We start from the raw sequence: 25,900 nt of genomic DNA, 5'->3' as shown, positions 1-25,900 counted from the left end.
GAAACGATTAAACCTTTTTGATAAATTCCATTCTAAATACATAAAAAGACCTTGCAAGAAGAACAGGAATTCATTAAAAGATTATTGAACCCTAAAACGCAAAACGAAGCGTTCAAACAACTCTTGCTGGATTATCAAAGATCCTTATATAATCATATTCGAAATATTGTTTTGAATCATGATGATGCTGATGATGTTTTGCAAAATACTTTCGTAAAAGTGTTTCAATATTTAAAAAATTTCAAGGGAGAAAGTAAACTTTTTTCATGGATGTATCGCATCGCCACTAATGAAGCGTTAACTTTTTTAAATCAAAAATCAAAAATTAACGGAATTTCCTCAGAAGAATTACAAAACAAAACTCTTGATAACCTGCAAGCTGACGTGTTTTTTGACGGCAACGAAATTCAAATAAAATTACAAAAAGCCATTGCGATTTTACCTGAGAAACAACAATTAGTTTTCAAAATGAAATATTTTCAAGAGTTAAAGTATGAGGAAATATCAGAAATTTTAGGGACTTCTGTAGGGGCGCTGAAAGCCTCATATCATCATGCCGTAAAAAAAATTGAAGCCTTTGTAACGGCAAATTAAACCTTTTGAATTTAATTAAGTCTAATAAGTATTATGAAAGCATTTAAATTAGAAAATGAACCTAGAATTGAGCCAGGATTTAAAACTCCAGACCATTATTTTGATAATTTTTCGGCTAAAGTTTTGCAACAATTGCCAGAAAATGAACCAAAAGTAATTTCGATTTTTCAAAAGAAAAAAACGATAATTATGATGGTTGCAGCAGTTTTAATACTTGCTTTAATGATCCCGATTTACACCAGTATTTCAGCAAACTCAAAAGAACTTGACGAAGCTGCCTTAGAAAATTATCTAGCCTATCAATCTAATCTGAATCAATATGATTTAATTAGTGAATTAAAAACGGAAGATATTAGTAAGATGCAGCCTGTTTCATCACCGGAAGATCAAGCCATTGAAGATGTTTTAGCTGCAAATTCTGATATTGAACACCTTATAACTGAATAAAAATTAAAATTGAACTCGAAAAATAAAACAATGAAACTTAAAAAATTATTACCCATATTACTCCTATTGATTTCCTTTAACTTTTACGCTCAAGGTGAAAGAATGAGGGAAAAGAGAGAACAGATTAAAACTTTGAAAGTAGCCTTTTTGACTACTGAATTAAAATTAACTTCGAATGAAGCGGAGAAATTTTGGCCAGTCTACAATACTTTTGACGACAAACAATTTGAATTGAGACATCAAAAAATGAAATCATTCATGAGAAGAATGAATAATGAAACTTTAGATAAATTGACCGAAAAAGAGGCAGCAACTTTGTTAAATCAAATGGAAAGCACCGAAGAGGAATTATTTACTTTGCGAAAAAATTTCATCGGAACATTGAAAGGAATTATACCGGCGTCAAAAATCATCAAACTGCGTAAATCTGAAGATGATTTCAACAGAAAGTTATTACAACAATATAGAGACAAAGGTCATAAGAGAGAGTAGTTTCATTTTTATTTATTACATACAGAACCCTAAATAAATGATAATATTTATTTAGGGTTTTTTAATTCTTGAAATTAATCCGAATCATTTTATTTTTTCCTGCAGCAATGGCGGTATGATTATCTATAAACCGAATCGTAAAAAGGCTGGAATCAGTAGATAATTGCTTCCAAGAATTACCACTATCCCAAGAATAATATAAACCTGATGCTCCAACGGTAACTAATCCTTTCCCGTCGCTATTGGGAACATATTGAACACAAGAAGCATACCCAAAACCTTGATTTTCTGCTTTCAAAACCCATGTTTTTCCTCCATTTTTTGTTGAAGCTTTATTTCCAAAATTTTGATTGAGAACTTCATAGTTACCTCCAGCAATAAATCCAATTTTAGAATTATAAAAATCAGCTGTGAAAATTCCAGTCATCGTTTTACCTTGAATTATTGGTGTTTCAAAAACCTTCCAATTATTACCCTTATCCGGAGAATAAAAAACTCTAGCTTTTTTTCCGCCAGAAACAATCCAAGTTTTATTTCCTTTAAGAACAATATTAGTGTTGCTTGCCGCAAATGCTGCTTCACCATCACTAACTTTCGGTAATTTACGTGAAGGTATTTTAGTCCACGAATTTCCTCCATCACGAGTAACAATCATAGAAAGACAATCTTCGATAGGATCCCCGATGGCAATTCCTTCCTTGTCGTTCCAAAATTGTAAACAGTCATAAAATACTTTTTTATGCTTTTCCTGATAAACTAATTTTACCTCGGAATCGTCTTTCGCGATTTTATAAAGTAAAGCGGGATTAGAAACACTGAGTATAAAAATATTTTTAGATGTTTGGGCAATACTTCTAAATTCATATTTCAATTTATCAGTGCTAATGTTACTTTCAATTCTTTTATTTTTTTCTAAATCAAAAAAACCAAATTTAGAATTATCAGCGGCATACCAAACCTTATTTGCATCAATAACAACGGCTCGAATGCTGATTTTATCTTGAAAAAGCGTATCAATTTCTACGGATTTAAAATTTATATTTCCTAATTCGTTGTACGTGTAAACTTTTGTTTTACAGGATATTAAAACACTAAAAATCAATAGGATTAAAAAGAAATTTCTCATTTTGTGATAATTATTTATGGCTAATTTACAATAAAAATGTTCAACTAATGTAGCACTATATTTATTGGCACAGTAATTGAATATGGATTTACAATAAATTTAATTACATAAATCATGAAAACAAAACTATTACTATTGAGTCTATTGACTTCTGTTTTCGCAACACAAATACAAGCGCAAGGCAGGACTTCAGTAAACGCAATGAATTCTGAAATAAGCGACAATTTAGATTTAAGAGCTATTGCATCAATTTTTGGAGATTCTCGGAATCTTCAAGATTTTGAAAGACGATTGAATGATCCCAAACTTCAAATATCAAATTTAGATTTGAATAATGATGATGAAGTTGATTATTTACGAGTTATCGAATCCGTAGAAAATCGAACTCACGTTATTATTATACAATCTGTTCTTGATCAAGATTTGTATCAGGATGTTGCTACCATTGATGTTGAAAAAGACAGCTATAATAATGTTCATGTACAATTCATAGGTAATGAATTCTTGTATGGAGAAAATTATATATATGAACCGGTGTACTATACCACACCATTCTTTTATACATCTTTTTGGTCTTTTAACTATCGTGCTTATTATTCTACTTGGAATTGGAATTACTATCCTAGCTACTATTACGCATGGAATCCATATCCAGTTTACAGATACAGAAGCAACATTAATCTTTGCTTGAATATAAACAACAATTACAATTACGTTAGTTCAAGAAGAAGTAGTATAGCAATTGATTTATATAGTTCCCGACGCTCTAATAGCTACGAAAGACAACATCCTAATTATGCTTTCTCAAGAAGAAATGCTGAAGTAACAAATCGTTATGAATTAGATCAAAGAAGAGGGGACAGAAATGTAGGTACAAGAAATGAAGCTGTAAACTCTAGAAACAGAACAAATCCTTCTAGAGAAGCAACTCAAGAAAGAGGAGAACGACAAAGAGATTATTCCCAAAACAGAACAAATCCTTCTAGAGAAGCTAATCCACAAAGAGGAGAAAAACAAAGAGATTATTCACAAAATAGAACTAATCCAGCTGCTGAAGCTTCTCCACAAAGAGGAGAACGACAAAGAGACTTTTCTCAAAACAGAAATAATCCTGCCGCTGGAGCCGCTCCACAAAGAACAGAGCAACCAAGGGATTTTTCTCAAAACAGAAATAATTCCAGAGAGAGTGCTCCGCAAAGAACAGAGCAACCAAGGGATTTTTCTCAAAACAGAAATAATTCAAGAGAAAGTGCTCCGCAAAGAACAGAGCAACCAAGGGATTTTTCTCAAAACAGAAATAATTCCAGAGAAAGTGCTCCGCAAAGAACAGAGCAACCAAGAGATTTTTCTCAAAACAGAAATAATTCGAGAGAGAGTGCTCCGCAAAGAGCAGAGCAACCAAGAGATTTTTCTCAAAACAGAAATAGCCCCAGAGAAAATGCTCCACAAAGAGCAGAACAACAAAGAGGCAACACTGAAAACAGAAATAATTCATCAAGAGGAGAAGCTCCTCAAAGATCAGAACCTCAAAGAGATAATTCTTCTTCACGAAACAATAATAGAAGATCTTAAAAAATTAAATATCAATTTTAAAAACACGGTTTGAACGACCGTGTTTTTTTTATGTCTTTTTTCAAATAAACTGCTCTAATATCTTTTAAAACAGTACCTTTGACGAGTTTTTTAATAAATATACATGAGCGCATCGCACAAAGACCTGCATACTAAATTAACATTAGGCGGGTTATTAGTTTCATTAGGAATAATTTACGGTGACATTGGAACCTCACCTTTATATGTAATGACAGCCATATTAGGCAATCATATTATAAATGCAGATGTAGTTTTAGGAGGTATATCGGCTGTTTTCTGGACACTTACCTTACAAACCACCATCAAGTACGTAATTATCACATTAAGCGCAGACAATCACGGTGAAGGTGGTATTTTTGCTTTATATGCCTTAGTCAAGAAAACAAAAATTCAATGGTTAATTGTCCCCGCAATCATTGGGGGAAGTGCCTTACTTGCCGATGGAATCATTACACCTCCAATCTCGGTATCCTCTGCAGTCGAAGGAATTAGAACTTACTATCCTCAAATGGACACAGTTCCTATTGTTATAGGTATTTTATTTATACTCTTTACTATTCAACAATTTGGAACGAAATTAGTCGGTAAATTTTTCGCACCGATAATGATGATTTGGTTTGGAATGCTTGCTGTTTTAGGTGTAATACAAATCGCACAACATACCGAAGTTTTTAAAGCAATAAATCCATATTATGCGTATCATTTATTAAAAATTCACCCCGATGGTTTTTTTGTGCTGGGTTTTGTATTTCTATGTACTACTGGTGCGGAAGCGTTATATTCGGATATGGGGCATTGTGGGCGTAAAAACATTAGAATAAGCTGGATTTTTGTAAAAACAGCCTTAGTGCTTAACTATTTTGGACAAGGGGCTTATTTAATTCATCATGGAGGTCAAACTCTGCAAAGTTTAGGCGGAAAAAATGCAAATCCATTCTATCTGATTATGCCCAGTTGGTTTCAACCCATAGGAATTGTTATTGCTACCTTGGCTGCTGTAATTGCCTCTCAAGCACTTATCAGCGGTTCATTTACTTTGATAAATGAGGCTATGAGATTAAATTTTTGGCCAAAAGTAAAAATAAAATACCCAACAGAATTAAAAGGACAACTCTACATTCCGTCCATAAACTGGCTATTATTCTTTGGTTGTGTCGGCATCGTATTACACTTCGGAGAATCAAGTAATATGCAGCATGCCTATGGATTGGCCATTATATTATGTATGATCATGACCACTATTTTACTTAATTTTTATTTGATATTGAAAAGAGTAAAACTGTACTTTATTGTCCCTTTAATTACAATTTATTTAACTATCGAATTTAGTTTCCTTGCGGCCAATATAACAAAATTTGCAGAAGGCGGCTACGTAACCCTTTTTATAGCATTAGTATTAATATCGATAATGACTATTTGGTATTCCGCTAAGAAAATCAATAAAACGTATACCAAAATTGTTAAGATTGATGATTATAAGAAAGTCTTAATGGAATTAAGCGCCGATTTATCTATCCCAAAATACGCAACGCATTTAGTTTATATGACAAATGCCAATCGCACTGATGAGATAGAAGAAAAAGTAATGTATTCTATTCTACAAAAAAGACCCAAAAGAGCTGATATGTATTGGTTTGTTCATGTAAACATATTGAGTGAGCCGTATAAAAAAGAATATAAAGTAACCGAAATTCTTAAAGACGATCTTTATCGTGTTGACTTCAATCTAGGCTTTAGGGAACCTACTAAGATTAACCTGATGTTTAGAGAGGTAATAAGAGACATGGTAAAAAAAGGCGAAGTGGATATTACCAGCAGATACGAATCTTTAAATAAAAATAATATTATCGGTGATTTTAAATTTGTTCTATCTGAAAAATTCTTATCCAACGATAGTGACTTACGTTGGCATGAAAAAATAATAATGAACTCTTATTTCTTGATTAAAAAACTAAGTTTATCTGAAGAAAGCGCTTTTGGTCTTGACAGCAGTTCCGTTAAAATAGAAAAATTTCCAATGGTGCTTCATGCCCCGGAAAAAATTGAATTGGTCAGAGTTAAATAAAAAAAATTCCAAATTTATATGAATAAAACACTGTCTAAAAGCAGTGTTTTTTTTTGGATCAAAAATATAAAACCAACAATCATTATTAAAAATATAACATTCAATCAATTAATAGTACCTTTGCACCTCAATTATTTAAAATGAGATTACACAGAAATTTAGTTTATACTACCATTGACGCTTTAAATGCCATTTTTAACGAAGGCGAATATGCTGATAAAGTGGTAGCCAGATCCTTAAAAAAAGACAAACGTTGGGGAAGCTCCGATAGAAAATTTGTTGCGGAAACCATCTACGAAGTCGTTCGTTGGAAAAGATTATATGCAGAAATAGCCGAAGTAAAAGAACCCTTCGATAGAGACAATCTTTGGAGAATGTTCTCCGTATGGGCAGTCTTAAGAGGCTACCCTATTCCTGATTGGCGTCAGCTGGAAGGAACTCCGGAGAGAAAAATAAAAGGCCGTTTTGATGAGCTGTCTAAAGTTAGAGCTTTGAAAGAATCTATTCCGGATTGGATGGATGAATTAGGGGTTAAAGAATTAGGTGAAAAAGTTTGGGCTACGGAAATCACAGCTCAAAACCAACCAGCAAAAGTTATTTTAAGAGTAAACACCCTTAAGACAAATAGAGAAGCATTACGTGCTATTTTGATGGATTTAAACATCGAAACAGAAACATTAAAAAATCAACCTGATGCTTTAGTTTTAAAAGAAAGAGCTAATGTTTTCTTGACTGATGCTTTTAAACAAGGTTTCTTCGAAGTTCAAGATGCCAATTCCCAATTAGTAGCTGCTTTCCTTGATGTAAAACCAGGAATGCGTGTGGTGGATACTTGTGCAGGTGCAGGGGGAAAAACGTTGCACATCGCTTCTTTGATGGAAAATAAAGGACAGCTAATTGCAATGGATTTATATGAAAGTAAATTAAAGCAATTAAAAATCCGTGCAAAAAGAGACGGTGCTTTCAATATTGAATATCGTATTATTGACTCCACAAAAATTATCAAAAAATTACACGAAAAAGCAGATCGTGTATTGATTGACGCGCCTTGTAGCGGTTTAGGAGTACTTAAAAGGAATCCAGACGCTAAATGGAAATTAAAACCTGAATTCATTGACAATATTCGTAAAGTACAATCGGAAGTTTTAGAGAGTTATTCTAAAATTGTAAAACCGGGAGGTAAATTAGTATATGCCACTTGTTCTATACTACCATCAGAAAATCAAGAGCAAATTGCTCGATTTTTGACTACCGATATTGGTAAACAGTTCAACTTTGTAAAAGACCAAAAAATTCTGGCATCAGAATCTGGTTTTGACGGATTCTACATGGCTTTGTTAGAACGAAAAGAAGCTATAGAAAAACCTGAAAGAACTGAAAAATTAGAGAAAACTGAAAAATCTTAAGGTTTAAAAGCTGGTAAATATCATTCACAAAAAAGTCCTCGAAAATCGAGGACTTTTTTTATGGGATTATTTTTTTTAGTTCAACCTTATTCTAACCTTAAACTAAAAAACTTTAAACTAATTTATTAATCATTCATAGAAATTAAAAACTCTTCATTATTTTTTGTTTTCTTGAAACGATCGTTAATAAAATCCATTGCTTCCACCGGATTCATATCTGAAAGATATTTTCTCATAATCCACATGCGTTGTAATGTTTTTTGATCTAATAATAAATCATCACGTCTTGTGCTAGAAGAAGTCAAATCGATAGCTGGGAAGATACGTTTGTTTGCAATTTTTCTATCCAATTGCAGTTCCATATTTCCAGTACCTTTAAATTCTTCAAAAATCACTTCATCCATTTTGGATCCTGTTTCGGTTAAAGCGGTTGCAATAATACTTAACGAACCTCCATTCTCAACATTACGAGCAGCACCAAAGAAACGTTTTGGTTTTTGTAATGCATTAGCATCTACACCTCCACTTAATACTTTTCCTGACGCAGGCTGTACTGTATTGTACGCTCTTGCTAAACGAGTAATAGAATCCAAAAGAATCACTACATCATGACCACATTCTACCAGACGTTTTGCTTTTTCGAGAACAATATTCGCAATTTTCACATGCTCCTGAGGTTCTCTGTCAAAAGTGGAAGCAATTACTTCCCCACGTACACTGCGTTGCATATCAGTAACCTCTTCCGGACGCTCGTCTATCAACAAAACTATTAAATAGACTTCAGGATGGTTAGCTGCAATTGCATTTGCAATATCTTTAAGCAACATGGTTTTACCTGTTTTAGGCTGAGCCACAATCATACCACGTTGTCCTTTTCCTATTGGAGAAAACAAATCAATAATTCGGGTAGATATCGTGCTTTCCTTCTCGGCCAATTTGAATTTTTCCGATGGAAAAACAGGAGTTAAATGTTCGAATGAAACTCTATCGCGAACTACCTGCGGATCATGTCCGTTTATTTTCAAAACGCGAACCAAAGGGAAAAATTTCTCTCCTTCTTTTGGGGGACGAACTACTCCTTTTACGGTATCTCCAGTTTTAAGTCCGAACAATCTAATTTGTGATGTTGATAAATAAATATCATCCGGCGAAGCCAAATAATTATAATCGGAAGAACGCAAGAAGCCATAACCATCAGGCATCATTTCCAGAACGCCTTCACTTTCAATAATTCCATCAAATTCAAAATCAGAAGCTGCAAAATTACTTTTCTTACTTTTAAAGTTTGGGTTTTGATTTCCGTTTTGGTTTCCGTTTTGGTTTGGATTTACGGCTTGATTTTGCTTATGTAATTGATTTGGATTTATCTTTTTTACCGGTGCAGAAACTTCAATATTTTCTTCTGTCCCTAATTCTGTTGCACCTTCACTTTCTTTAGGAGCAGCTTCCTTTACTTCTTCTTTATCCTTTTTTAAGGCAATTTTCTTTTCGTAGGCTGATTTACTGAATTTTACAATTTTACCTACTTTGTTTTCAGTTTCAACGGTTTCTTTAGCTTCTAGTGTTTCCACTGTTTTTATAATCGGTTCCGCAGTAATTAATTGATCCGGAGAACTGATCTCCATTTGATTTTCTTCAACTTGCAAAATAGAATTTACTGGAGTCTTTTGAATCGCCACTTTTTTAGCAGGAACAATTCGTGCTCTTTTTGGTTTATCATCTTCACCAGTTTCTTCTTGTTTTCTATCAATAACAGAAACAACATTGCTTTCCTTATTTTTATCCAATGCTGAATCAACATTAGTAGTCTGATGTTCTAAAATCTGACTAATTAAGGTCTCTTTTTTTACACCGTTAAACTTTATGGTTTTAGCTGATTTAGCTATTTCTTGAAGCTCAGATAGCTTCATTTCTTTTAATGCAGAAATATCAAACATGAATATTCTATGAGTTTAATTAATTTGGAAAAATCTAAAGATAGGTAGTGAACTTTTTTATTTTGAATCAACCGCAGTATGAAGTGCTTACGGTATTGTTATGCAATAATACGAATAAAATTTAATCATACAATAGTATTTATTAAAAAGAAAAATATATTTTTGTAAAACAAATTCAAACCATGATACAAAGAATTCAGACTATATATTTATTTCTTGCTTTAATAGTTACTCTAGTGTTACCCTTCATTTTTCCACTTTGGATAATGAAAGACGGTTCTGATTATTATTTTATGCAAAACCAATTTTATGTTATCCTTTTAGGATTAAGCACAACGCTTTCCTTATTAAGTATTGTTTCCTATAAAAAAAGACAAAATCAATTTGTTATTGGCAGGTTGAATATCATATTAAATTTGATTTTATTAGGATTGTTTGTATATCGTTCACTAAATCTATCTGGAGAAACTCAAGTGGTTTCTGAGAAAGGTATTGGGATGTTTCTACCTATCTTGGCTATCGTGTTATTAGTCTTGGCTAATAAAGCCATCAAGAAGGATGAGGATCTTGTAAAATCTGTGGACAGATTGAGGTAAACCTATAAACTTAGTTTATTAGTGCGAAGGAAACCCGAATGTAACAGTTCGGGTTTTTTTGTACAATACATTAAAATTTTATATTTTAAAAATAATAAAAATCTTATTAAATGGTATCTTTATGGTTTTTTTATAAATTTGGCTAAAGTTTACAATATATGACAACTAAAATTAGAATCCACTTGGCCGATGATCATCAAATTCTTATTGATGGTATTAGTTCATTACTACAAACCATTCCAGATTTTGAAGTGGTGGGATTCTCTTTAAATGGCAGTAACCTTTTTGATGAAGTCACTCAAAACAAAACCGATATCCTCATGCTGGATATCAATATGCCCCAAAAAGACGGCATTGCAGTCATTAAAGAATTTGCCGAAAAAGGGTTTCCTTGTAAGGTAATAATTCTCTCCAGTTATGATGATTTAAAATTGATAAAAGAAATCATGAAATTGGGTGCCAGTGGCTATTTGACTAAACAATGTGCCGGAGAAAATATAGTCGAAGCAATTGAAGCAGTTTATAGAGGTGAAGAATATTTTTGCGAAGCGGTAAGAGAAAAAATATTCAATAATGTAACAAAAGACAATCCAAAATTAAACAAGATAGATTCTGCTCTTAATTCTATATTGACTGGAAGAGAAATCGAAATCATTACTTTAATTTCTTTAGAATATAGCGGTAAAGAAATCAGTGAACAATTATACATCAGTATAAATACCGTCGAAACCCATCGCAAGAATATTATGAAAAAACTAGACCTGAAAAATAGTATCGGTCTGGTTAAATATGCCATTAAAAACAATTTAGTCAAATCATAAATTATTTACTTTCTAATAAATCATTTATGCCCCAAACCCGAATCATTTTATTACTGCTGTTTGTTCTCAATCTATTAAATGCTGGTATTCTTGCAAAAGAAATAACCCCATCTAAGAATAAAATAACAGCATTGGCAAAAGAGGCGAACCAATACATGAAAGAGGATCAATTTGAAAAATCCTTAGTCAAATCCAGAATTGCGTTGCAGTACGCGATAGCAATTAAAGATGACAATCTCATCGCCACTATTTACAACACTATTGGGGCAAATTTTGATGAAATGACCGAAGTCGACAAAGCTTTTTTCTACTATAATAAAGGCTTGTTGTACGCAAATAAAACTAACAATTACCAATTAAAAAACTGGCTTTATAATAATTTAGGGAACATCTATTGCTTTGATAAAAAACAATACGAGAAAGGAATTTTCTTCTATAAAAAATCGCTAGAATACAGTGAAAAGATAAAAGACATCAGTCAGACTGTTTTTACAAAACTCAATATTACTTGGGCCTATTTTGATACTGGCCGTTTTGACGACGGGTACCCCTATTTACAATTCATAAATAAATTCCATAAAAAATACGGCGACGAAAGTACTATAGTCGCATTAAACATGCTCAACGGGATGTATTATAATCATAAAATGGATATTGAAAAAGCGGATCTTTTTTTTCAAAATGCCATAAGATTAGGAAAATTAGGAAATGAAAAATCAGATTTATCTTTTTCACATTTGGAGTACTCCAAATTTTTATTGAAAAATGGTAAGTATCAAAAAGCCTATCAAAACCTTGCAGATTACAATTCAATAACCGCTGAGCTTAACAATGAAGAAAAGCTCAAGAAAATTAACGTAGCTGGCATCAATCTCGAATTAGACGCGTATAAAAGAGAGATTGACAATATTGAAACCAAATACGAGACAAACCAGCAATTATTGATTGAAAAGCAATATAAAAACAAACAAATAAGCGTCATCATCATAGCATCATTACTATTAATCATCATTCTTTTTTACTTTTTCTTTCAAAATACAAGACTAAAACAAAATTCAAAACTCAAAGACCTACAAAGTCAAATTCAGGAAAATATCATCAATGCCTCTATTAACGGACAAGAAATGGAGCGAAAAAAAATCGCTTCTTTTTTACATGATAACATAAGTGCTTTGCTTTCCTCAGCGGGATTGCATTTGACAGTTTTTACCTCTCAAAATCAATCTCCTCCTCAAGAAATAGTTAAAACTAAAACCATCTTAAAAGAAGCCCACGACAAAGTCCGTGATTTGTCTCATGAACTTATGCCATCGCTTTTAGCGCGATTTGGTTTGTTTTATGCTTTGGAAGATCTATGCGAAAAAAATTCAAATTCGCTACTTCATTTTAACTATTCAAGTGTCGTATCCACTATAACTCGATACGATGAAGATTTTGAAATGAAAATTTATTTTATCGTAACGGAGCTTTTGAATAATATAATTAAACACAGTCAAGCCGGTAAAGCAAATGTGACCATTCAAGAATATAATGAATCACTCCAAATTCATATTACTGATAATGGAAAAGGCTTTGACACTGATAAATTTGGGTTTCTCGACGGTTTCGGACTCAATCAAATTCACGCCAGAATAAACAATCTAAAAGGAACCATCGCAATTAATTCTAAGGTTGATTCTGGTACCTCAATTTCCATCGCGGTACCTATTGCGTATCAAAAATAATTACGCCTTTTTTTCGATTTCAATAATCTCCAAGTCTTTGATTTTATCGCCATCAATCACAAAACGCAGCATGGTACGCACCTGGTGAAAACCACTTTTTCCAGCGGCTCCGGGATTCATATGCAAGAGATTGTGTTTTTTATCAAACATAACTTTAAGAATATGCGAATGTCCACAAATAAATAACTTTGGGGGATTTGCAGCCATCTCCGCTTTAATACTAGGGTTGTATTTGCCCGGATAACCGCCGATATGAGTAATCCAAACATCCACTCCTTCGCACATAAAACGGTTGTGTAACGGAAATTCTAATCGCGCTTTAGCATCATCAATATTACCATAGACACAGCGGAGCGGTTTCAGTTTTTTAATCGTGTCCATCACCGTCAAATCGCCAATATCTCCCGCATGCCAAACTTCATCAGCCTGAGCCACATATTTTAAAATCGTATCGTCAATATGACTGTGCGTATCGGAAAGTAGAAGGATTTTTTTCATTTTAAGCTGAATTAATTTCAGTTTTTAAGGAGCTATTTCCAGCTATCCGCTTGTATCTTTTTATCCGCCGAAAAGGCGTGATAAAAAGGATACCGCTTCTATCTGGGCTAGGAATTTTGGTAAAATTAGACATTCCCATTCCAAATAAAAAATAAGTTTCAGACCAAAAAACATTACACCTTTGATTCTTCGAGAGAAAAATTAATAAGTATCTTTGTATCTCCAAAAAAATTGCCTTGAGATATTTTATAAAATTAGCATACAACGGAACTCATTATCACGGCTGGCAATACCAACCTAATGCTTCGTCAGTGCAGGAAACGATGAACAAAGCCGTTTCCACCTTATTGAATTCCGAAATCAATCTCATGGGAGCCGGACGAACGGATACGGGAGTTCACGCCAAGGAAATGTATGCACACTTTGATTTTGAAACACCTTTTGACATTCCGAATCTGGTACACAAACTCAATTCCTACTTGCCAAAAGACATTGCTGTTTATGATATTATTCCCGTTCACGATGAAGCGCACACGCGATTTGACGCTGTAAAAAGAACCTATGAATACCACATCAACACGTTTAAAGATCCGTTTTTACAGGAACAAAGTTGGTATTTCCATCAGCCGCTAGATGTGGATTTGATGAACGAAGCTGCTGAATTATTGTTTAACTATACTGATTTTCAATGTTTCTCTAAAGTAAATACTGACGTAAACACCTTTGATTGCACGATTTTTGAAGCCAATTGGACTCGAGGCACAGCCGAACAGGGCGTAGACAAACAAGAAAACGGAAAGCTGATTTTCACCATTTCGGCCAATCGTTTTTTACGAAATATGGTTCGCGCCATTGTGGGAACTTTGATAAATATAGGTTTACACAAGATTACATTAGCCGATTTTAATGCTATCATAAAAAGCAAAAACAGAGACAAAGCTGGTTTTTCGGTTCCGGCGCATGGTTTGTATTTAACCGAAATAGAATACGATTACATTACGAAATAGCCCTGATAGCAGTGGAAATCCTTTTTTGACTCGTTTTTTAACGAGACAAAAAAGATTGAAACGAATAGCAGGACACGAGCGAAACGAACTGGCGAAGCAAATAGCTCCTGAAAATAATCAGGAAAAATCCAAAAAAATGAAAGCAAAAGCATTTGATACCCGATTATTCAAACGAATATTACAATATACCAAACCGTACCAATGGCGTTTTAATGGCGTGATTATTTTTGCCATATCGCTTTCGGTATTTGCGGCCTTGCGTCCGTATTTATTAAAGCAAACCGTTGATGGGTACATAAAAACCCAAGATCAGCACGGATTACTATTGTATGTAATCTTGATGGGAATCGTGCTTTTGATGGAAGTATTCTCGCAATTTTTCTTTGTTTACTGGGCAAACTGGCTTGGGCAAGACATTGTTAAGGACATTAGAACTAAATTATTTCGTCACATTTTAAGTTTTAGAATGAAATATTTTGATTTGGTTCCTGTGGGGCAATTGGTTACTCGTTCGGTTTCGGATATTGAATCAATCGCGCGAATTTTCAGCCAAGGATTGTTTATGATTATCAGTGACCTGATGAAAATGCTCATGGTTCTTATTTTTATGTTTTACATGAACTGGACGCTGACCTGGATTGTGATTGTTGCCATGCCAATTCTGGTTTTCATCACCCGAATATTCCAAAAAAAAATGCAAGTGGCTTTTGAGGAAGTGCGTACGCAAATTGCTAACATGAACTCCTTTGTTCAGGAACGAGTGACGGGAATGAAAATCGTTCAGCTTTTTAATAGAGAAGATATTGAGTTTGAAAAATTCAGAGAAATCAACGACAAACACAACAAAGCCTGGATAAAAACCATTCTTTATAACTCCATCTTCTTTCCCATTGCTGATATTATTTCGTCCTTAACCTTAGGTTTTATAGTACTTTATGGCGGAATGAAGATATTAAACGGAGATCATTTTACCACTTTTGGAGATTTGTTTTCCTACACGATGTTTATAGGAATGTTATTTAATCCGTTGCGCCAAATTGCGGATAAATTCAATGAGATGCAACTAGGAATGATTGCCGCTAATCGTGTTTTTGACATTCTCGATACCCAAGATCAAATTCAGGATACAGGAACTATTGAAGCGCCACTTTTTCAAGGAAACATTAGATTTGAAAACGTTCGTTTTGGTTATATTCCTGAGGAAGATGTGATAAAAGGAATTAATCTTGAAGTAAATGCAGGACAAACTATCGCGATTGTGGGTTCGACAGGTGCCGGTAAATCAACTATTATAAACTTGTTAAACCGTTTTTATGAAATCAACAGCGGTTCTATTTATATTGACAATCACAACATTGAAAATTATACCTTAAGTTCTTTACGCAACCAAATTGCAGTGGTTTTGCAGGATGTTTTCCTTTTTGCCGATACGATTTTCAATAATATTACCTTAAATAATCCTGCTATTTCTCGCGAACAGGTTTTGGCTGCTGCCAAAAAAATTGGTGTGCATAATTTTATAATGAGTTTACCCGATGATTACAACTTTGATGTAAAAGAACGCGGTGTTATGCTCTCGTCAGGACAGCGTCAACTAATTGCTTTTTTAAGAGCGTATGTGAGTAATCCTAGCATTCTTATTCTGGACGAAGCAACTTCTTCAATAGATACGTATTCTGAGGAATTGATTCAACGTGCCACCGAGACCATTACCAAAGGAAGAACCTCGATTGTCATTGCGCATCGTCTCGCAACTATTGTCAATGCTGATAAAATTGTGGTCATGGATAAAGGTTTAATAGTTGAGCAAGGAACGCATCAGGAATTAATCAACCGCGAAAATGGGTATTACAAAAACTTGTATGATTCCCAGTTTTCGGTAGCGAATTAGTTTTTCAACAAAGAGGTGAAGAGATAAAGAGTAAAATCCGTGAAAATCCGCAGAATCAGTGTAATCCGCGTGCCATAAATTTTACTAAAACGTTTTTAGGCTGTACGGTTTTGCGTCCAATTAAAAATTTGTGAATTCGTGGTTAAAAAAATCCTAAATCTGGATTTACACAACAACAGTTTGTTTCAAATAAAGGTCTTTTTCTAAAAATTTGTTAGTTTATTACTTTATTACTTCGAAACTTTCTCAAAACAGAATAAATCCTTAAATTCGCCCAATCAATTAAATAAGAAAAACACAGAAAATGAAATGAGTTTTTACGAATTCCATTTTTAATAATAATAAATATTTAAAAAATGACACGAGCGTTAGCGACTGCATTTCACCAATAAAAAACAAATAAAAAACTTTGAAATGAAATACGATATTATAGTTTTAGGAAGTGGTCCTGGAGGATATGTTACCGCCATTAGAGCATCGCAATTAGGCTTTAAAGTAGCCATAATTGAGAAAGAAAACTTAGGTGGAGTTTGTCTAAACTGGGGTTGTATCCCAACAAAAGCATTACTAAAATCAGCTCAGGTTTTTGATTATCTAAAACACGCTTCTGATTATGGATTGACTGTTTCTGAATTTGATAAAGATTTTTCAGCAGTTGTAAATCGCAGTAGAAATGTTGCAGACGGAATGAGCAAAGGGGTTCAATTCCTGATGAAAAAAAATAAAATTGACGTAATCGATGGTTTTGGAAAACTAAAACCAGGAAAAAAAGTGGATGTTACTGACAAAGATTCAAAAGTTACGGAGTACGAAGCAGATCATATCATTATTGCTACTGGAGCGCGCGCTCGTGAGTTGCCTAATTTGCCACAAGACGGTGTAAAAGTAATAGAATATCGTAAAGCAATGACTTTGGCAACACAACCAAAATCGATGATTGTCGTAGGTTCTGGAGCAATTGGAGTTGAATTTGCACATTTCTATAACACAATGGGAACTGATGTTACCATCGTTGAATTCATGCCAAACGTAGTTCCTGTTGAAGATGAAGATATTTCGAAACAAATGGAACGCTCGTTAAAAAAAGCGGGAATCAAAATCATGACCAGCTCATCAGTAGAAAGGATTCTCACGACTGGTGATGGAGTAAAAGCATTTGTAAAAACGGCCAAAGGAGAAGTAGTTCTGGAAGCTGATATTTTGCTTTCTGCTGTTGGAATCAAAACTAACATTGAAAACATAGGTCTTGAAGAAGTTGGAATTGCTACTGACAAAGATAAAATTTTGGTGAACGATTTCAGCCAAACCAATATTCCGGGTTATTACGCCATTGGTGATGTTACGCCGGGACAAGCATTAGCTCACGTAGCTTCTGCCGAAGGAATCAATTGTGTGGAAAAAATTGCAGGTCTTCACGTAGAACCTATCGATTACGGAAACGTACCGGGTTGTACCTATGCAACTCCTGAAATTGCTTCTGTTGGTTTAACAGAAAAACAAGCTAAAGAAAAAGGATACGAATTAAAAATTGGTAAATTCCCATTCTCAGCTTCTGGAAAAGCGAAAGCTGCCGGAACGCCGGATGGTTTTGTAAAAGTAATTTTTGACGCTAAATATGGCGAATGGTTGGGTTGCCACATGATTGGTGCTGGCGTTACGGATATGATTGCGGAAGCAGTTGTAGCGCGTAAACTGGAAACAACAGGACACGAAATCCTAAAATCAATTCACCCACACCCTACAATGAGTGAAGCTGTTATGGAAGCTGTGGCTGATGCATACGGTGAAGTAATCCATTTATAGATATAAACGCGTATAGACACATTACGGTAGAGACGCACTGCAGTGCGTCTTTACGAAATAATCTAAAATCCGATTTGTGAAAGCAAGTCGGATTTTTTTATGGGGCTCTCATTACACACCTATAATCAATTAATTATGAAACTTTTCTAAATAATTTCGTAACAAAAAAAAATCATCAAATCCCGTACTTTGAATAGATCAAAATAGTTAAAAAAACAGATGGAGTTCATTTACTTTTTATTACTATTCAAAATGTAGTGTTATGAAAAATATTTATCTAAATACCGGAACAATAAATGAAGTTTTTAATGGACTTGAAACTTCTTTTAAAGGTGTATTAAATTCAAACGACAATGAATTTAAATTAGCCTTAGATTCAGATTTAATTAAGGGAAATATTGATGGAGTTACCTTTATAAATGGCATCACTTCCATTCAGGTTAGCATTACATTTTCTGATGATACGCTGCTAAGTATTGAACCATTAAGTAAATCGTCTGTTTTATTTGCCTACTGCACTGAGGGATCTATCAAACATAGTTTTGGTATATCTGGACACAAATCAATCCTTAGAAAACACCATTCAGCAGTAGTGACCAGTAGCCGAAGTATAAATACTATTTTACATTTCAAAAAAAATATACCTGTTAAACTTTCTCTTATAAAAGTGGAAACTGAAGAAAGAGCACACACTAACAGCTCCCTAATTTCACAATTGAAAAAGACATTTTTAAAGAAAGAACCAAATTATAGCTATCAAGGTCTGCAAAATCTAAAAATTGCAGCAAAATTCAATCAACTGAATTCTATTATTGAACACGGCATGATTGGCCATACAATGAAAAAAGAAATTTTAGAATCTATATTAGCCCTCGAAATCGAAGATAATACAGATAATTTGATTAAAATGTCCCGAGCAATCAAACAGTCGGCTCTAAACCAAATTAACGAATTAAAAAAGATACCCATTTCTATTAAAAAATATGCTATCGATGCAATTTACAGTAAAGTAGCGCCTTCCAGAAAAACAGAATCTTTATCAACTAACTTATAGAAGTGATTGTTTTAACCGCAATTTCACTAATGCTGCCGATACTTCAAGATTTCAATAATAAGGATTATCAATTTTCAACATTAATAAAGAAAAAAAATAAAGCAGGATTTATCTACTAAAGATGGTGTAATTTTTTTTCCTCCCCAAAAAGTGGAAGAAACATCAAACAAAAACCACAACAAAATCTAATTCTGTTGTGGTTTTTAGATTTAAAAAATTGGGATTACTACCAAGGAATAGGATTGTAATCTTTCAAGAATTTTCCGCACCAATGTTTCCCTGTATTAATACCGTCAAACAAAGGATCCATCACTCGTGCAGCACCATCAACAATATCTAATGGCGGTTGGAAATCTTCCAATTCCTGCTTCTTTTTGGCTAATTCTGCCGGATCTTCGTCAGTTACCCAACCCGTATCAACGGCGTTCATAAAAATTCCGTCTTTGGCCAAAGTTCCAGAGGAAGTATGCGTTAACATATTCAAAGCGGCTTTTGCCATATTGGTATGCGGATGGCGATCTTCTTTAAAGAAACGATGAAACTTTCCTTCCATCGCCGAAACATTAATGATGTGTTTTTGTCCAGTATTGTCTTTCTTCATCACTTCCGAAAGTCGGTTACATAATACAAATGGAGCCACAGAATTTACGAGTTGTACTTCTATCATTTCGGTCGTTTCAATTTGCCCCAGACGCAAACGCCAACTGTTTGTTTTTCTCAAATCTACTTGCTGTAAATCGGCATCCAACTCCCCTTCCGGAAAAACTTCATTTGCCACGAGCGTATTATCAAAACTATACGGAATCTGAGATAATTTGGCGGAAGCCCGTAAACCAATTCCTGGCTCCGGTCCATGCCAAGTCACTGGCATATTTTGATTCGAGGAAACTCCCAAAGTCAATACTTTTAATTCCTGTAAACAATCCGTATGATCCAGTAATAAATCCTGTGCATATTTGGGTAAAGAAGCAATTGGACGTTCTTCATTCTCCATTAAATGGGTATAGAATCCAGCTGGACGTCTTACAGTTTGTGCTGCATTATTGATCAAAATATCCAGACGCTCGTATTTTTGTTCAATAAAATTGCAAAAGATTTCTACACTCGGAATATGTCGTAAATCCAACCCATGAATTTTTAGGCGATGTCCCCAATCCATAAAATCATCTTCTTTCGAAAAACGCAATGCCGAGTCGACCGGAAAACGAGTAGTCGCAATGACAGTTGCTCCACCTCGCAAAAGCATTAAAGTAATATGATATCCAATTTTCAAACGAGAACCTGTAATAACCGCAACCTGTCCCGTTACATCTGCGGTTTGAAAGCGTTTGGCATAATTAAAATCACCACAATCGGTACACATAGTATCGTAAAAGTGATGCATTTTAGTAAATGCCGTTTTACAGACATAACAATTTCTTGGCGTTTCCAGTTCCAATTGTTCTTTGTGAGCAAGAACATTATGAGCCAGTAATTTTGGCGCAACAAACACACTCGCTTCGCGGGCATGACGTATTCCGGTTTCTTTACGGGCGGTTTTGTCTTGTTTTTCTTTTTTACGCTTTGCGACTAATCTTCCGTCCTTTTTTCTACGCGAAAGCTCGTCGCGGTCAGGTCTGGAAAACATTCCTGCTGCTTTGATCAAGGCTGTTCTCTGCTCTTTCTCAATATCAAATATTTGATCTGTATCATCAACCAATTGCGCCAATATAGCGATGCATCGGTCAATTTCTTCTGAAGTAATTGCGCTTTTATTTTCTATTTCTTCCATCACCATCTTAAAAAAACATATATCAATCTTGGCGGAAATACCAAGGCCGCAAATATAGTTCTAAAATCTTGGTTGTGATTTCTTTTTTTTAATAGTCTGCAAAGTGATTGTAGTATGATTTTTGAGCCTTGATTGGTATTTTTCTGTCTTCGTTTTTGCACAGCAATAAATTGGCACAAAGTAAAATAAATAGGAGATAATTTAAACTCAAATGCAATTATCATTGCCACTTGCTTGTCTTAAATTTTTAGATTTTTGACATTCTTTTTTATGATACTCCTCTTACTTTACCGTTATTTCATAAAAACTTAACAGTTCCCCACATTAATTATCACTTTACCCTATAAATTTAAAAATCATAAAGATAACAATCAATAATTAACATTTTATCAGTGAATTTTAGATATAATTCTAAGATTTGTTTAGTACCAACAAATAAAAGCTCCTTTTAATTACCGGATCATAAAATGGTTTCATTTGTTGAATTAATTGCTTTTTGATACCTTTGTAAAGTAAAAAAAACACGGCTACTGTTTCCCAAATCAACTTAGCCACAGGAAGTTGGAAGTAATCTACGAAAATTTTATGTAAATCTAAAAAGCAACAAAATGAGAAGAATCGTTTTTACTTTAATTTTGATTGGAACACTACTATTGAGTTTTACAATTTCTTCAAAAAATTTGGGGAAAAAAACTTCTGAAACTTCTGAATTAAATGATTTAGCGGAGAAAAAACTTTTACAACACGTAGCACGTTTAAAGGAATTAGTAAGCAAAAATCCTAATTATAATAATGAAATTGCTTTTTTTATCGATATGGAAATCATGTCTGGAAAAAACAGATTTTTTGTATACGATTTAAAAAATGATAAAATAATTGATCAGGGTTTAGTAACTCAAGGTTTTGGTTCCAGAATTGATTCAGCAGGGAAATTAAAATTTAGCAATGAAAATAATTCCCTTTGCACTTCATTGGGAAAATACGCTATTGGTAATAGTTACAATGGCCAATACGGCAAAGCGTATAAGTTATATGGATTAGACCCTACAAATAATAATGCCATATCACGAAATATTGTGCTACATAAAAATATAAAAGTACCTTATGAAGAACAAGATAAGCCAATAGGTTATAGTTTTGGTTGTCCAATGATAAATGACATCTATTATTCCCGAATTGAAAAACGAATTGACGATTCAAAACGAAATATTGTTTTAGACATTTACTATTAATCTGCTGATAGGAATTTCGGCTTTAAGTCAAATGATCAAGGACCGTAGATTTTGTGTTGTGACAAATTCGAATTTTATTTATTGAGAAGCCTCTTAATTCTCACAATCAACTCATTAGGGCTAAATGGTTTGGTTATAAAATCATCAGCGCCCAGATCGAAAGCTTTTAAAACCGTTTTTTCTAAACCTACGGCAGACAAAATAATTATTGGGATGTCTAGTTTAGACTCCATTTTTACTTTATTAACAATATCAAGACCAGTCGCAAATGGCATCTCAATGTCTGAAATGATTAGATCCGGGTTTTCAGAAAATATTTTATCCAAAGCCTCTTTTCCATCAATGCATGAAATCACTTCATACCCTTCACGGGTCAGCTTAAACTCCATAGTTTTAAGCATCATTTCATCATCTTCGGCAATTAGAATTTTCATTTTTTTAACTATTTAAATGCAAAAAATAAATCTCTGCAAATGGTTGTATTGTATTTATAAAATTGGGAGAAGATACTTTTCAAAAATAGTCTTTTTATCTAAATAATGAGTATAAATAAGACTTGATATTCATTAATTATTAAGTTCTTTTTTCAAAAAGTGACATCACAATCGTATCAAAAAAGTTCCTATTTTGCAGTACTATTATACATATCTTCTAACTCTAAGTAAGCTTTCAGACAAATTTCATTGAATCTTACAACTTCCTTTTTTCTCATCTCCCCAAAAGGATTTGTTCTAATCTCATTTTCAATAATCTCAATACTTTTAGATGCAGTATCAATTCCTACTAAACTAATGGAAGATTTCAATTTGTGAACTTCTGCTTTTAAAGTTTTTATATCATCTGTTTCATTGGCCTTTACTATTATATCTAACGACAATGGGAGATTTTGCATAAACAAATCTATCATCGCTCTAATAAAAGTTGCGTCTCCTTCAGTAAATTCATTTAAATAAGTGAGATCTATCAGTGATTGATTAGGCTCATCTAGTTTTAATGAGTTCGTAAAAATATTGCTGTTAGTATCCATTAAATTCTGGTGTATTTTTTTAAGTAATTCATTGAAATCAAAAGGCTTAGAGAGGTAATCATTCATCCCGCTATCTAAGCATCGTTTTTTCTCGACTAATGTGGCGTGTGCTGTTAACGCTATAATTGGCGTTTTTGATTTAGATCCTAAGTTGGACCGTATGTACTTTGTAAGTTCAATACCATCCATTTCTGGCATTTGAATGTCCATCAAGATTATATCGTAATTGTTTTTTTCAATTTTATCTATTGCAATTTTTCCATTATCGGCGATATCAATCGTTTTATCAAATTTTTCAAACACCTTAATTGCTAAAAGCTGGTTCAGTTCATTATCCTCAACCAACAGAATATTTATGTTTTGCAGGAAATCAGGAGATAATTTCTCCTTTTTCAATTTTACCGTTTTAACAATACCATTTTGCGCCTTTTTAAATTGAATTAAAAATGAAAATTTGCTTCCTTTTTCAATCTCACTTTCTACCATTATTGATCCCCCTTGCAATTCAATAAGTCTGCGAGTAATGGTAAGTCCCAAACCAGTTCCTCCATATTTTCTTGTCGTTTCATTTGAAGCCTGATTAAAACTTTCAAAAATAGAATCGATCTTATCTTCTGGAATTCCTAAACCAGTATCAATTATTGCAAATTGTAAAAAAGTTTCCGTTTCTGTTTCTTTCACTTGGGAAACAATTAGTTCGACATACCCCTTGTCCGTAAATTTCACGGCATTCCCAATTAGATTAATTAAAATTTGGGATAATCTTGTAGGATCTCCAGTCAAAAAATCATTTATTTGAGGGTCAATCTCAAAAATAAGTTTTATTTTTTTTCCTATTGCAATTGGTGAAAGCAATTCGATTACAGATTTTATATTTTTTGACAAAGAAAAATCTACTGCTTCAAATGTCATTTTATCGGCTTCTATTTTAGAGAAGTCAAGAATGTCATTGATAACAACCATTAAATTTTTACCAGCCCTTTTTATGGCATTTACACTTTGTTTCTGTTCAGTATCTAAATTAGTTCCTTCCAAAATTTTAGCAAATCCAATAATTCCATTCATCGGAGTCCTAATTTCATGACTCATATTAGTCAGAAACTGCTCTTTCACACGAGTCGATTGCTCCGCTAAATCTTTGGCTTTTATTAATTCTCTTTCAATTTCTTTTTGGTCACTTACATCTTGAATAGTCCCTAAAATTTTGAGTGGTTCATTAAGTTCTCCATTCAGGCATTTTATATATTCATTGATATATCTAATTGTACCGTTTTTACTAATTAAACTATGTGTAAATTGCACTTCGGAATTGTTTTCCTTAACATAATCCAGATTTTTTTCAAAGAGTGCAACGTCATCTGCATTAATCAATCGTGATTTCAATAGAGTCATTGACGGCGACTTATCTTTGTCAATTTCAAAAATAGTATAGAATTGGTCCGAAATAAAAACTTCTCCATCAGTGAGATTAATTTCCCAACTTCCTATTTTAGCTAATTGCTGTGCTTCAAAAAGCCTGTTTGCATTTATTTTCAACTCTAATTCCGTCTTTTTACGAAGAATAAGACTTTCATGAAGCTTGAGTGCATTTCTAATACTTTGCGAAACACCATCGGGGGTCAATAAGGTTTTTGGAATATAATCTGAGGCACCTCCTAAAATAGCCTGGCTAGCAATTTTTTCATCACCTTGTGAAGTCACAAAAATAACTGGGGTTTCTATACCCAAATCTCTGAGTTTTTTTAGAAAAGAAATACCATCACTGTCGGGCATCATATAATCCAGAAAAATTAAGTCATAATTAAATGATTTAATTTTTTCAATACCTTCTTTAGCTGAGAAAGCACTTTCCACATTGGCTATTATTCCAGAGTGAGATATAGAACGAATTATAGTGACCGTATCGACTTTATCATCATCAATTACCAGTATATTTAAAGTAACAGCCATATTTTTTTTTTATTTTTCGCCTGAAAGTTCGATAATTTGCCAGTATTCATTCAAAGTGGAGAAGAAATCAATAATTTCTCCATTTTCAAACGGTTTCTGCATATATCCAGCAATATTCAAGTTTAGAGCAGCAATTTTATTTTCATCGTTATTTATGTTGCTTATCACAAATATCAAAATTGATTTTAATTCAAAATCAAGTCTAATTTTACTTATTAAATCAATTCCATTAATACCTTCAGCATTAATATCAATCAACATAATTTTGGGCAGCGGCGACAACTTAAAGTCGCCTGTAAGCATTGACCATGCTTCGATGTCGCTTTCGGCAAAATGCAAAGTAGATTGTATACCAATATCAGAAAAAGCCCTAACAGCATTTTCAAAATAAGTTTTACAATTATCTACTAACAAAATGTTTGAGTTGATCATAGATTTTAATTATTAAAAAAATTACATCTCACACAATGACCAAAAATTCTTTAAGGTAGCAACTGATGTAATGAATTTTTCGAAAGATAATGGTTTCAAAATATACCCGGCAACATTCAGATTGTAAGCATTAATCTTGTCACTATCCTCATTGGAAGTAGTCATAACAAATACGGATATATTTTTAAGATTTTCATCTTCTCTTAAGACTTTTAGGAATTCAATACCATTCATTTTTGGCATATTAATATCCAAAATAATGATTCTTGGTAAAGGAACAATACCTGAACGCAACATATCTAGCGCTTCAACTCCATTGCCGGCAACATAAAGTTCATTCTTGATATTGTTTTTGGTAAATGCTCTTTTTACATTCATTACGTCAACCTCATCATCTTCTACTAATAGAATATTCACTAATTTTTGTAACATAA

At 33.4% G+C, this 25,900-nt stretch carries 22 protein-coding genes; 14 read left to right on the top strand and 8 right to left on the bottom strand.

Features of this window, described 5'->3' with window-relative positions; all coding sequences use genetic code 11:
• The first annotated feature begins 51 nt into the window (after window positions 1-51).
• From H4V97_RS14890 to H4V97_RS14880, 3 genes are read left to right on the top strand one after another with little or no spacing between them, the layout of a single operon-like run.
• On the top strand, window positions 52-594 hold the full coding sequence (locus H4V97_RS14890) for an RNA polymerase sigma factor (protein ID WP_209550139.1): 543 nt from the start codon (window positions 52-54) through the stop codon (window positions 592-594).
• 33 nt (window positions 595-627) lie between these two features.
• On the top strand, window positions 628-1,041 hold the full coding sequence (locus tag H4V97_RS14885) for a hypothetical protein (RefSeq protein WP_209550138.1): 414 nt from the start codon (window positions 628-630) through the stop codon (window positions 1,039-1,041).
• A gap of 30 nt (window positions 1,042-1,071) precedes the next feature.
• Entirely contained in the window at window positions 1,072-1,533 is a 462-nt protein-coding gene (locus H4V97_RS14880; RefSeq protein WP_209550137.1) for a sensor of ECF-type sigma factor, read from the top strand.
• Between the two features lie 61 nt (window positions 1,534-1,594).
• Here the strand turns inward: H4V97_RS14880 and H4V97_RS14875 are convergent, their stop codons facing one another.
• Entirely contained in the window at window positions 1,595-2,659 is a 1,065-nt protein-coding gene (locus tag H4V97_RS14875) for a sialidase family protein (RefSeq protein WP_209550136.1), read from the bottom strand.
• Window positions 2,660-2,773: 114 nt separating this feature from the next.
• On the opposite strand from H4V97_RS14875, the gene H4V97_RS14870 reads away from it, so the two are divergent.
• The 3 genes from H4V97_RS14870 to H4V97_RS14860 all read left to right on the top strand — a co-directional run bounded on the left by H4V97_RS14870 (window position 2,774) and on the right by H4V97_RS14860 (window position 7,723).
• Window positions 2,774-4,231 carry a hypothetical protein gene (locus tag H4V97_RS14870; RefSeq protein WP_209550135.1) on the top strand — a complete coding sequence of 486 codons (1,458 nt, stop codon included), beginning with the start codon at window positions 2,774-2,776 and terminating at the stop codon, window positions 4,229-4,231.
• Between the two features lie 124 nt (window positions 4,232-4,355).
• Window positions 4,356-6,317 carry a KUP/HAK/KT family potassium transporter gene (locus tag H4V97_RS14865; RefSeq protein WP_209550134.1) on the top strand — a complete coding sequence of 654 codons (1,962 nt, stop codon included), beginning with the start codon at window positions 4,356-4,358 and terminating at the stop codon, window positions 6,315-6,317.
• A gap of 140 nt (window positions 6,318-6,457) precedes the next feature.
• A complete protein-coding gene (locus H4V97_RS14860) occupies window positions 6,458-7,723 on the top strand; it encodes an RsmB/NOP family class I SAM-dependent RNA methyltransferase (protein ID WP_209550133.1) in 1,266 nt (421 codons plus the stop codon).
• Between the two features lie 125 nt (window positions 7,724-7,848).
• Here the strand turns inward: H4V97_RS14860 and rho are convergent, their stop codons facing one another.
• The gene (gene rho / locus H4V97_RS14855) at window positions 7,849-9,660 is read right to left on the bottom strand and encodes a transcription termination factor Rho (RefSeq protein WP_209550132.1); all 1,812 of its coding nucleotides are present in this window, start codon (window positions 9,658-9,660) and stop codon (window positions 7,849-7,851) included.
• Window positions 9,661-9,842: 182 nt separating this feature from the next.
• Here rho and H4V97_RS14850 point away from each other — a divergent pair, with 182 nt between their 5' ends.
• From H4V97_RS14850 to H4V97_RS14840, 3 genes are all read left to right on the top strand, one after another.
• The gene (locus H4V97_RS14850) at window positions 9,843-10,256 is read left to right on the top strand and encodes a DUF4293 family protein (RefSeq protein WP_209550131.1); all 414 of its coding nucleotides are present in this window, start codon (window positions 9,843-9,845) and stop codon (window positions 10,254-10,256) included.
• A gap of 158 nt (window positions 10,257-10,414) precedes the next feature.
• Window positions 10,415-11,077, top strand: coding sequence for a response regulator (locus tag H4V97_RS14845; RefSeq protein ID WP_209550130.1), 663 nt, complete (start codon window positions 10,415-10,417; stop codon window positions 11,075-11,077).
• Window positions 11,078-11,103: 26 nt separating this feature from the next.
• Window positions 11,104-12,801 carry an ATP-binding protein gene (locus H4V97_RS14840; RefSeq protein WP_209550129.1) on the top strand — a complete coding sequence of 566 codons (1,698 nt, stop codon included), beginning with the start codon at window positions 11,104-11,106 and terminating at the stop codon, window positions 12,799-12,801.
• Here H4V97_RS14840 and H4V97_RS14835 read toward each other — a convergent pair whose 3' ends face one another.
• Entirely contained in the window at window positions 12,802-13,299 is a 498-nt protein-coding gene (locus H4V97_RS14835) for a metallophosphoesterase family protein (protein ID WP_209550128.1), read from the bottom strand.
• Between the two features lie 236 nt (window positions 13,300-13,535).
• Between H4V97_RS14835 and truA the strand changes: the two genes are divergently transcribed.
• From truA to H4V97_RS14815, 4 genes are all read left to right on the top strand, one after another.
• Window positions 13,536-14,306 (top strand): tRNA pseudouridine(38-40) synthase TruA, encoded by a 771-nt coding sequence (gene truA / locus H4V97_RS14830; RefSeq protein ID WP_209550127.1) that lies wholly within the window; start codon window positions 13,536-13,538, stop codon window positions 14,304-14,306.
• A 136-nt stretch (window positions 14,307-14,442) separates the two neighbouring features.
• Window positions 14,443-16,197, top strand: coding sequence for an ABC transporter ATP-binding protein (locus H4V97_RS14825; protein WP_209550318.1), 1,755 nt, complete (start codon window positions 14,443-14,445; stop codon window positions 16,195-16,197).
• A gap of 414 nt (window positions 16,198-16,611) precedes the next feature.
• Window positions 16,612-18,000, top strand: a complete 1,389-nt coding sequence (gene lpdA, locus H4V97_RS14820) for a dihydrolipoyl dehydrogenase (RefSeq protein ID WP_209550126.1) — start codon at window positions 16,612-16,614, stop codon at window positions 17,998-18,000.
• A 262-nt stretch (window positions 18,001-18,262) separates the two neighbouring features.
• A complete protein-coding gene (locus tag H4V97_RS14815) occupies window positions 18,263-19,054 on the top strand; it encodes a hypothetical protein (RefSeq protein WP_209550125.1) in 792 nt (263 codons plus the stop codon).
• Window positions 19,055-19,280: 226 nt separating this feature from the next.
• Here H4V97_RS14815 and H4V97_RS14810 read toward each other — a convergent pair whose 3' ends face one another.
• Complete coding sequence (locus tag H4V97_RS14810) at window positions 19,281-20,831, bottom strand: SDR family NAD(P)-dependent oxidoreductase (RefSeq protein WP_209550124.1); 1,551 nt, start codon at window positions 20,829-20,831, stop codon at window positions 19,281-19,283.
• A gap of 602 nt (window positions 20,832-21,433) precedes the next feature.
• On the opposite strand from H4V97_RS14810, the gene H4V97_RS14805 reads away from it, so the two are divergent.
• Window positions 21,434-22,057, top strand: a complete 624-nt coding sequence (locus H4V97_RS14805) for a murein L,D-transpeptidase catalytic domain-containing protein (RefSeq protein ID WP_209550123.1) — start codon at window positions 21,434-21,436, stop codon at window positions 22,055-22,057.
• A 74-nt stretch (window positions 22,058-22,131) separates the two neighbouring features.
• Here H4V97_RS14805 and H4V97_RS14800 read toward each other — a convergent pair whose 3' ends face one another.
• From H4V97_RS14800 to H4V97_RS14785, 4 genes are all read right to left on the bottom strand, one after another.
• Window positions 22,132-22,491, bottom strand: coding sequence for a response regulator transcription factor (locus H4V97_RS14800; protein ID WP_196849151.1), 360 nt, complete (start codon window positions 22,489-22,491; stop codon window positions 22,132-22,134).
• 188 nt (window positions 22,492-22,679) lie between these two features.
• Window positions 22,680-25,034 (bottom strand): response regulator, encoded by a 2,355-nt coding sequence (locus tag H4V97_RS14795; protein ID WP_209550122.1) that lies wholly within the window; start codon window positions 25,032-25,034, stop codon window positions 22,680-22,682.
• Window positions 25,035-25,043: 9 nt separating this feature from the next.
• Window positions 25,044-25,466, bottom strand: coding sequence for a response regulator (locus H4V97_RS14790; protein ID WP_209550121.1), 423 nt, complete (start codon window positions 25,464-25,466; stop codon window positions 25,044-25,046).
• A gap of 21 nt (window positions 25,467-25,487) precedes the next feature.
• On the bottom strand, window positions 25,488-25,898 hold the full coding sequence (locus H4V97_RS14785) for a response regulator (RefSeq protein ID WP_196849148.1): 411 nt from the start codon (window positions 25,896-25,898) through the stop codon (window positions 25,488-25,490).
• Window positions 25,899-25,900: the final 2 nt, after the last annotated feature.

Source organism: Flavobacterium sp. CG_23.5, from assembly GCF_017875765.1.
GTDB lineage: Bacteria > Bacteroidota > Bacteroidia > Flavobacteriales > Flavobacteriaceae > Flavobacterium.
Note: the sequence above shows the minus strand (reverse complement) of the source record. Positions and strands in the feature narration are given on the sequence as shown.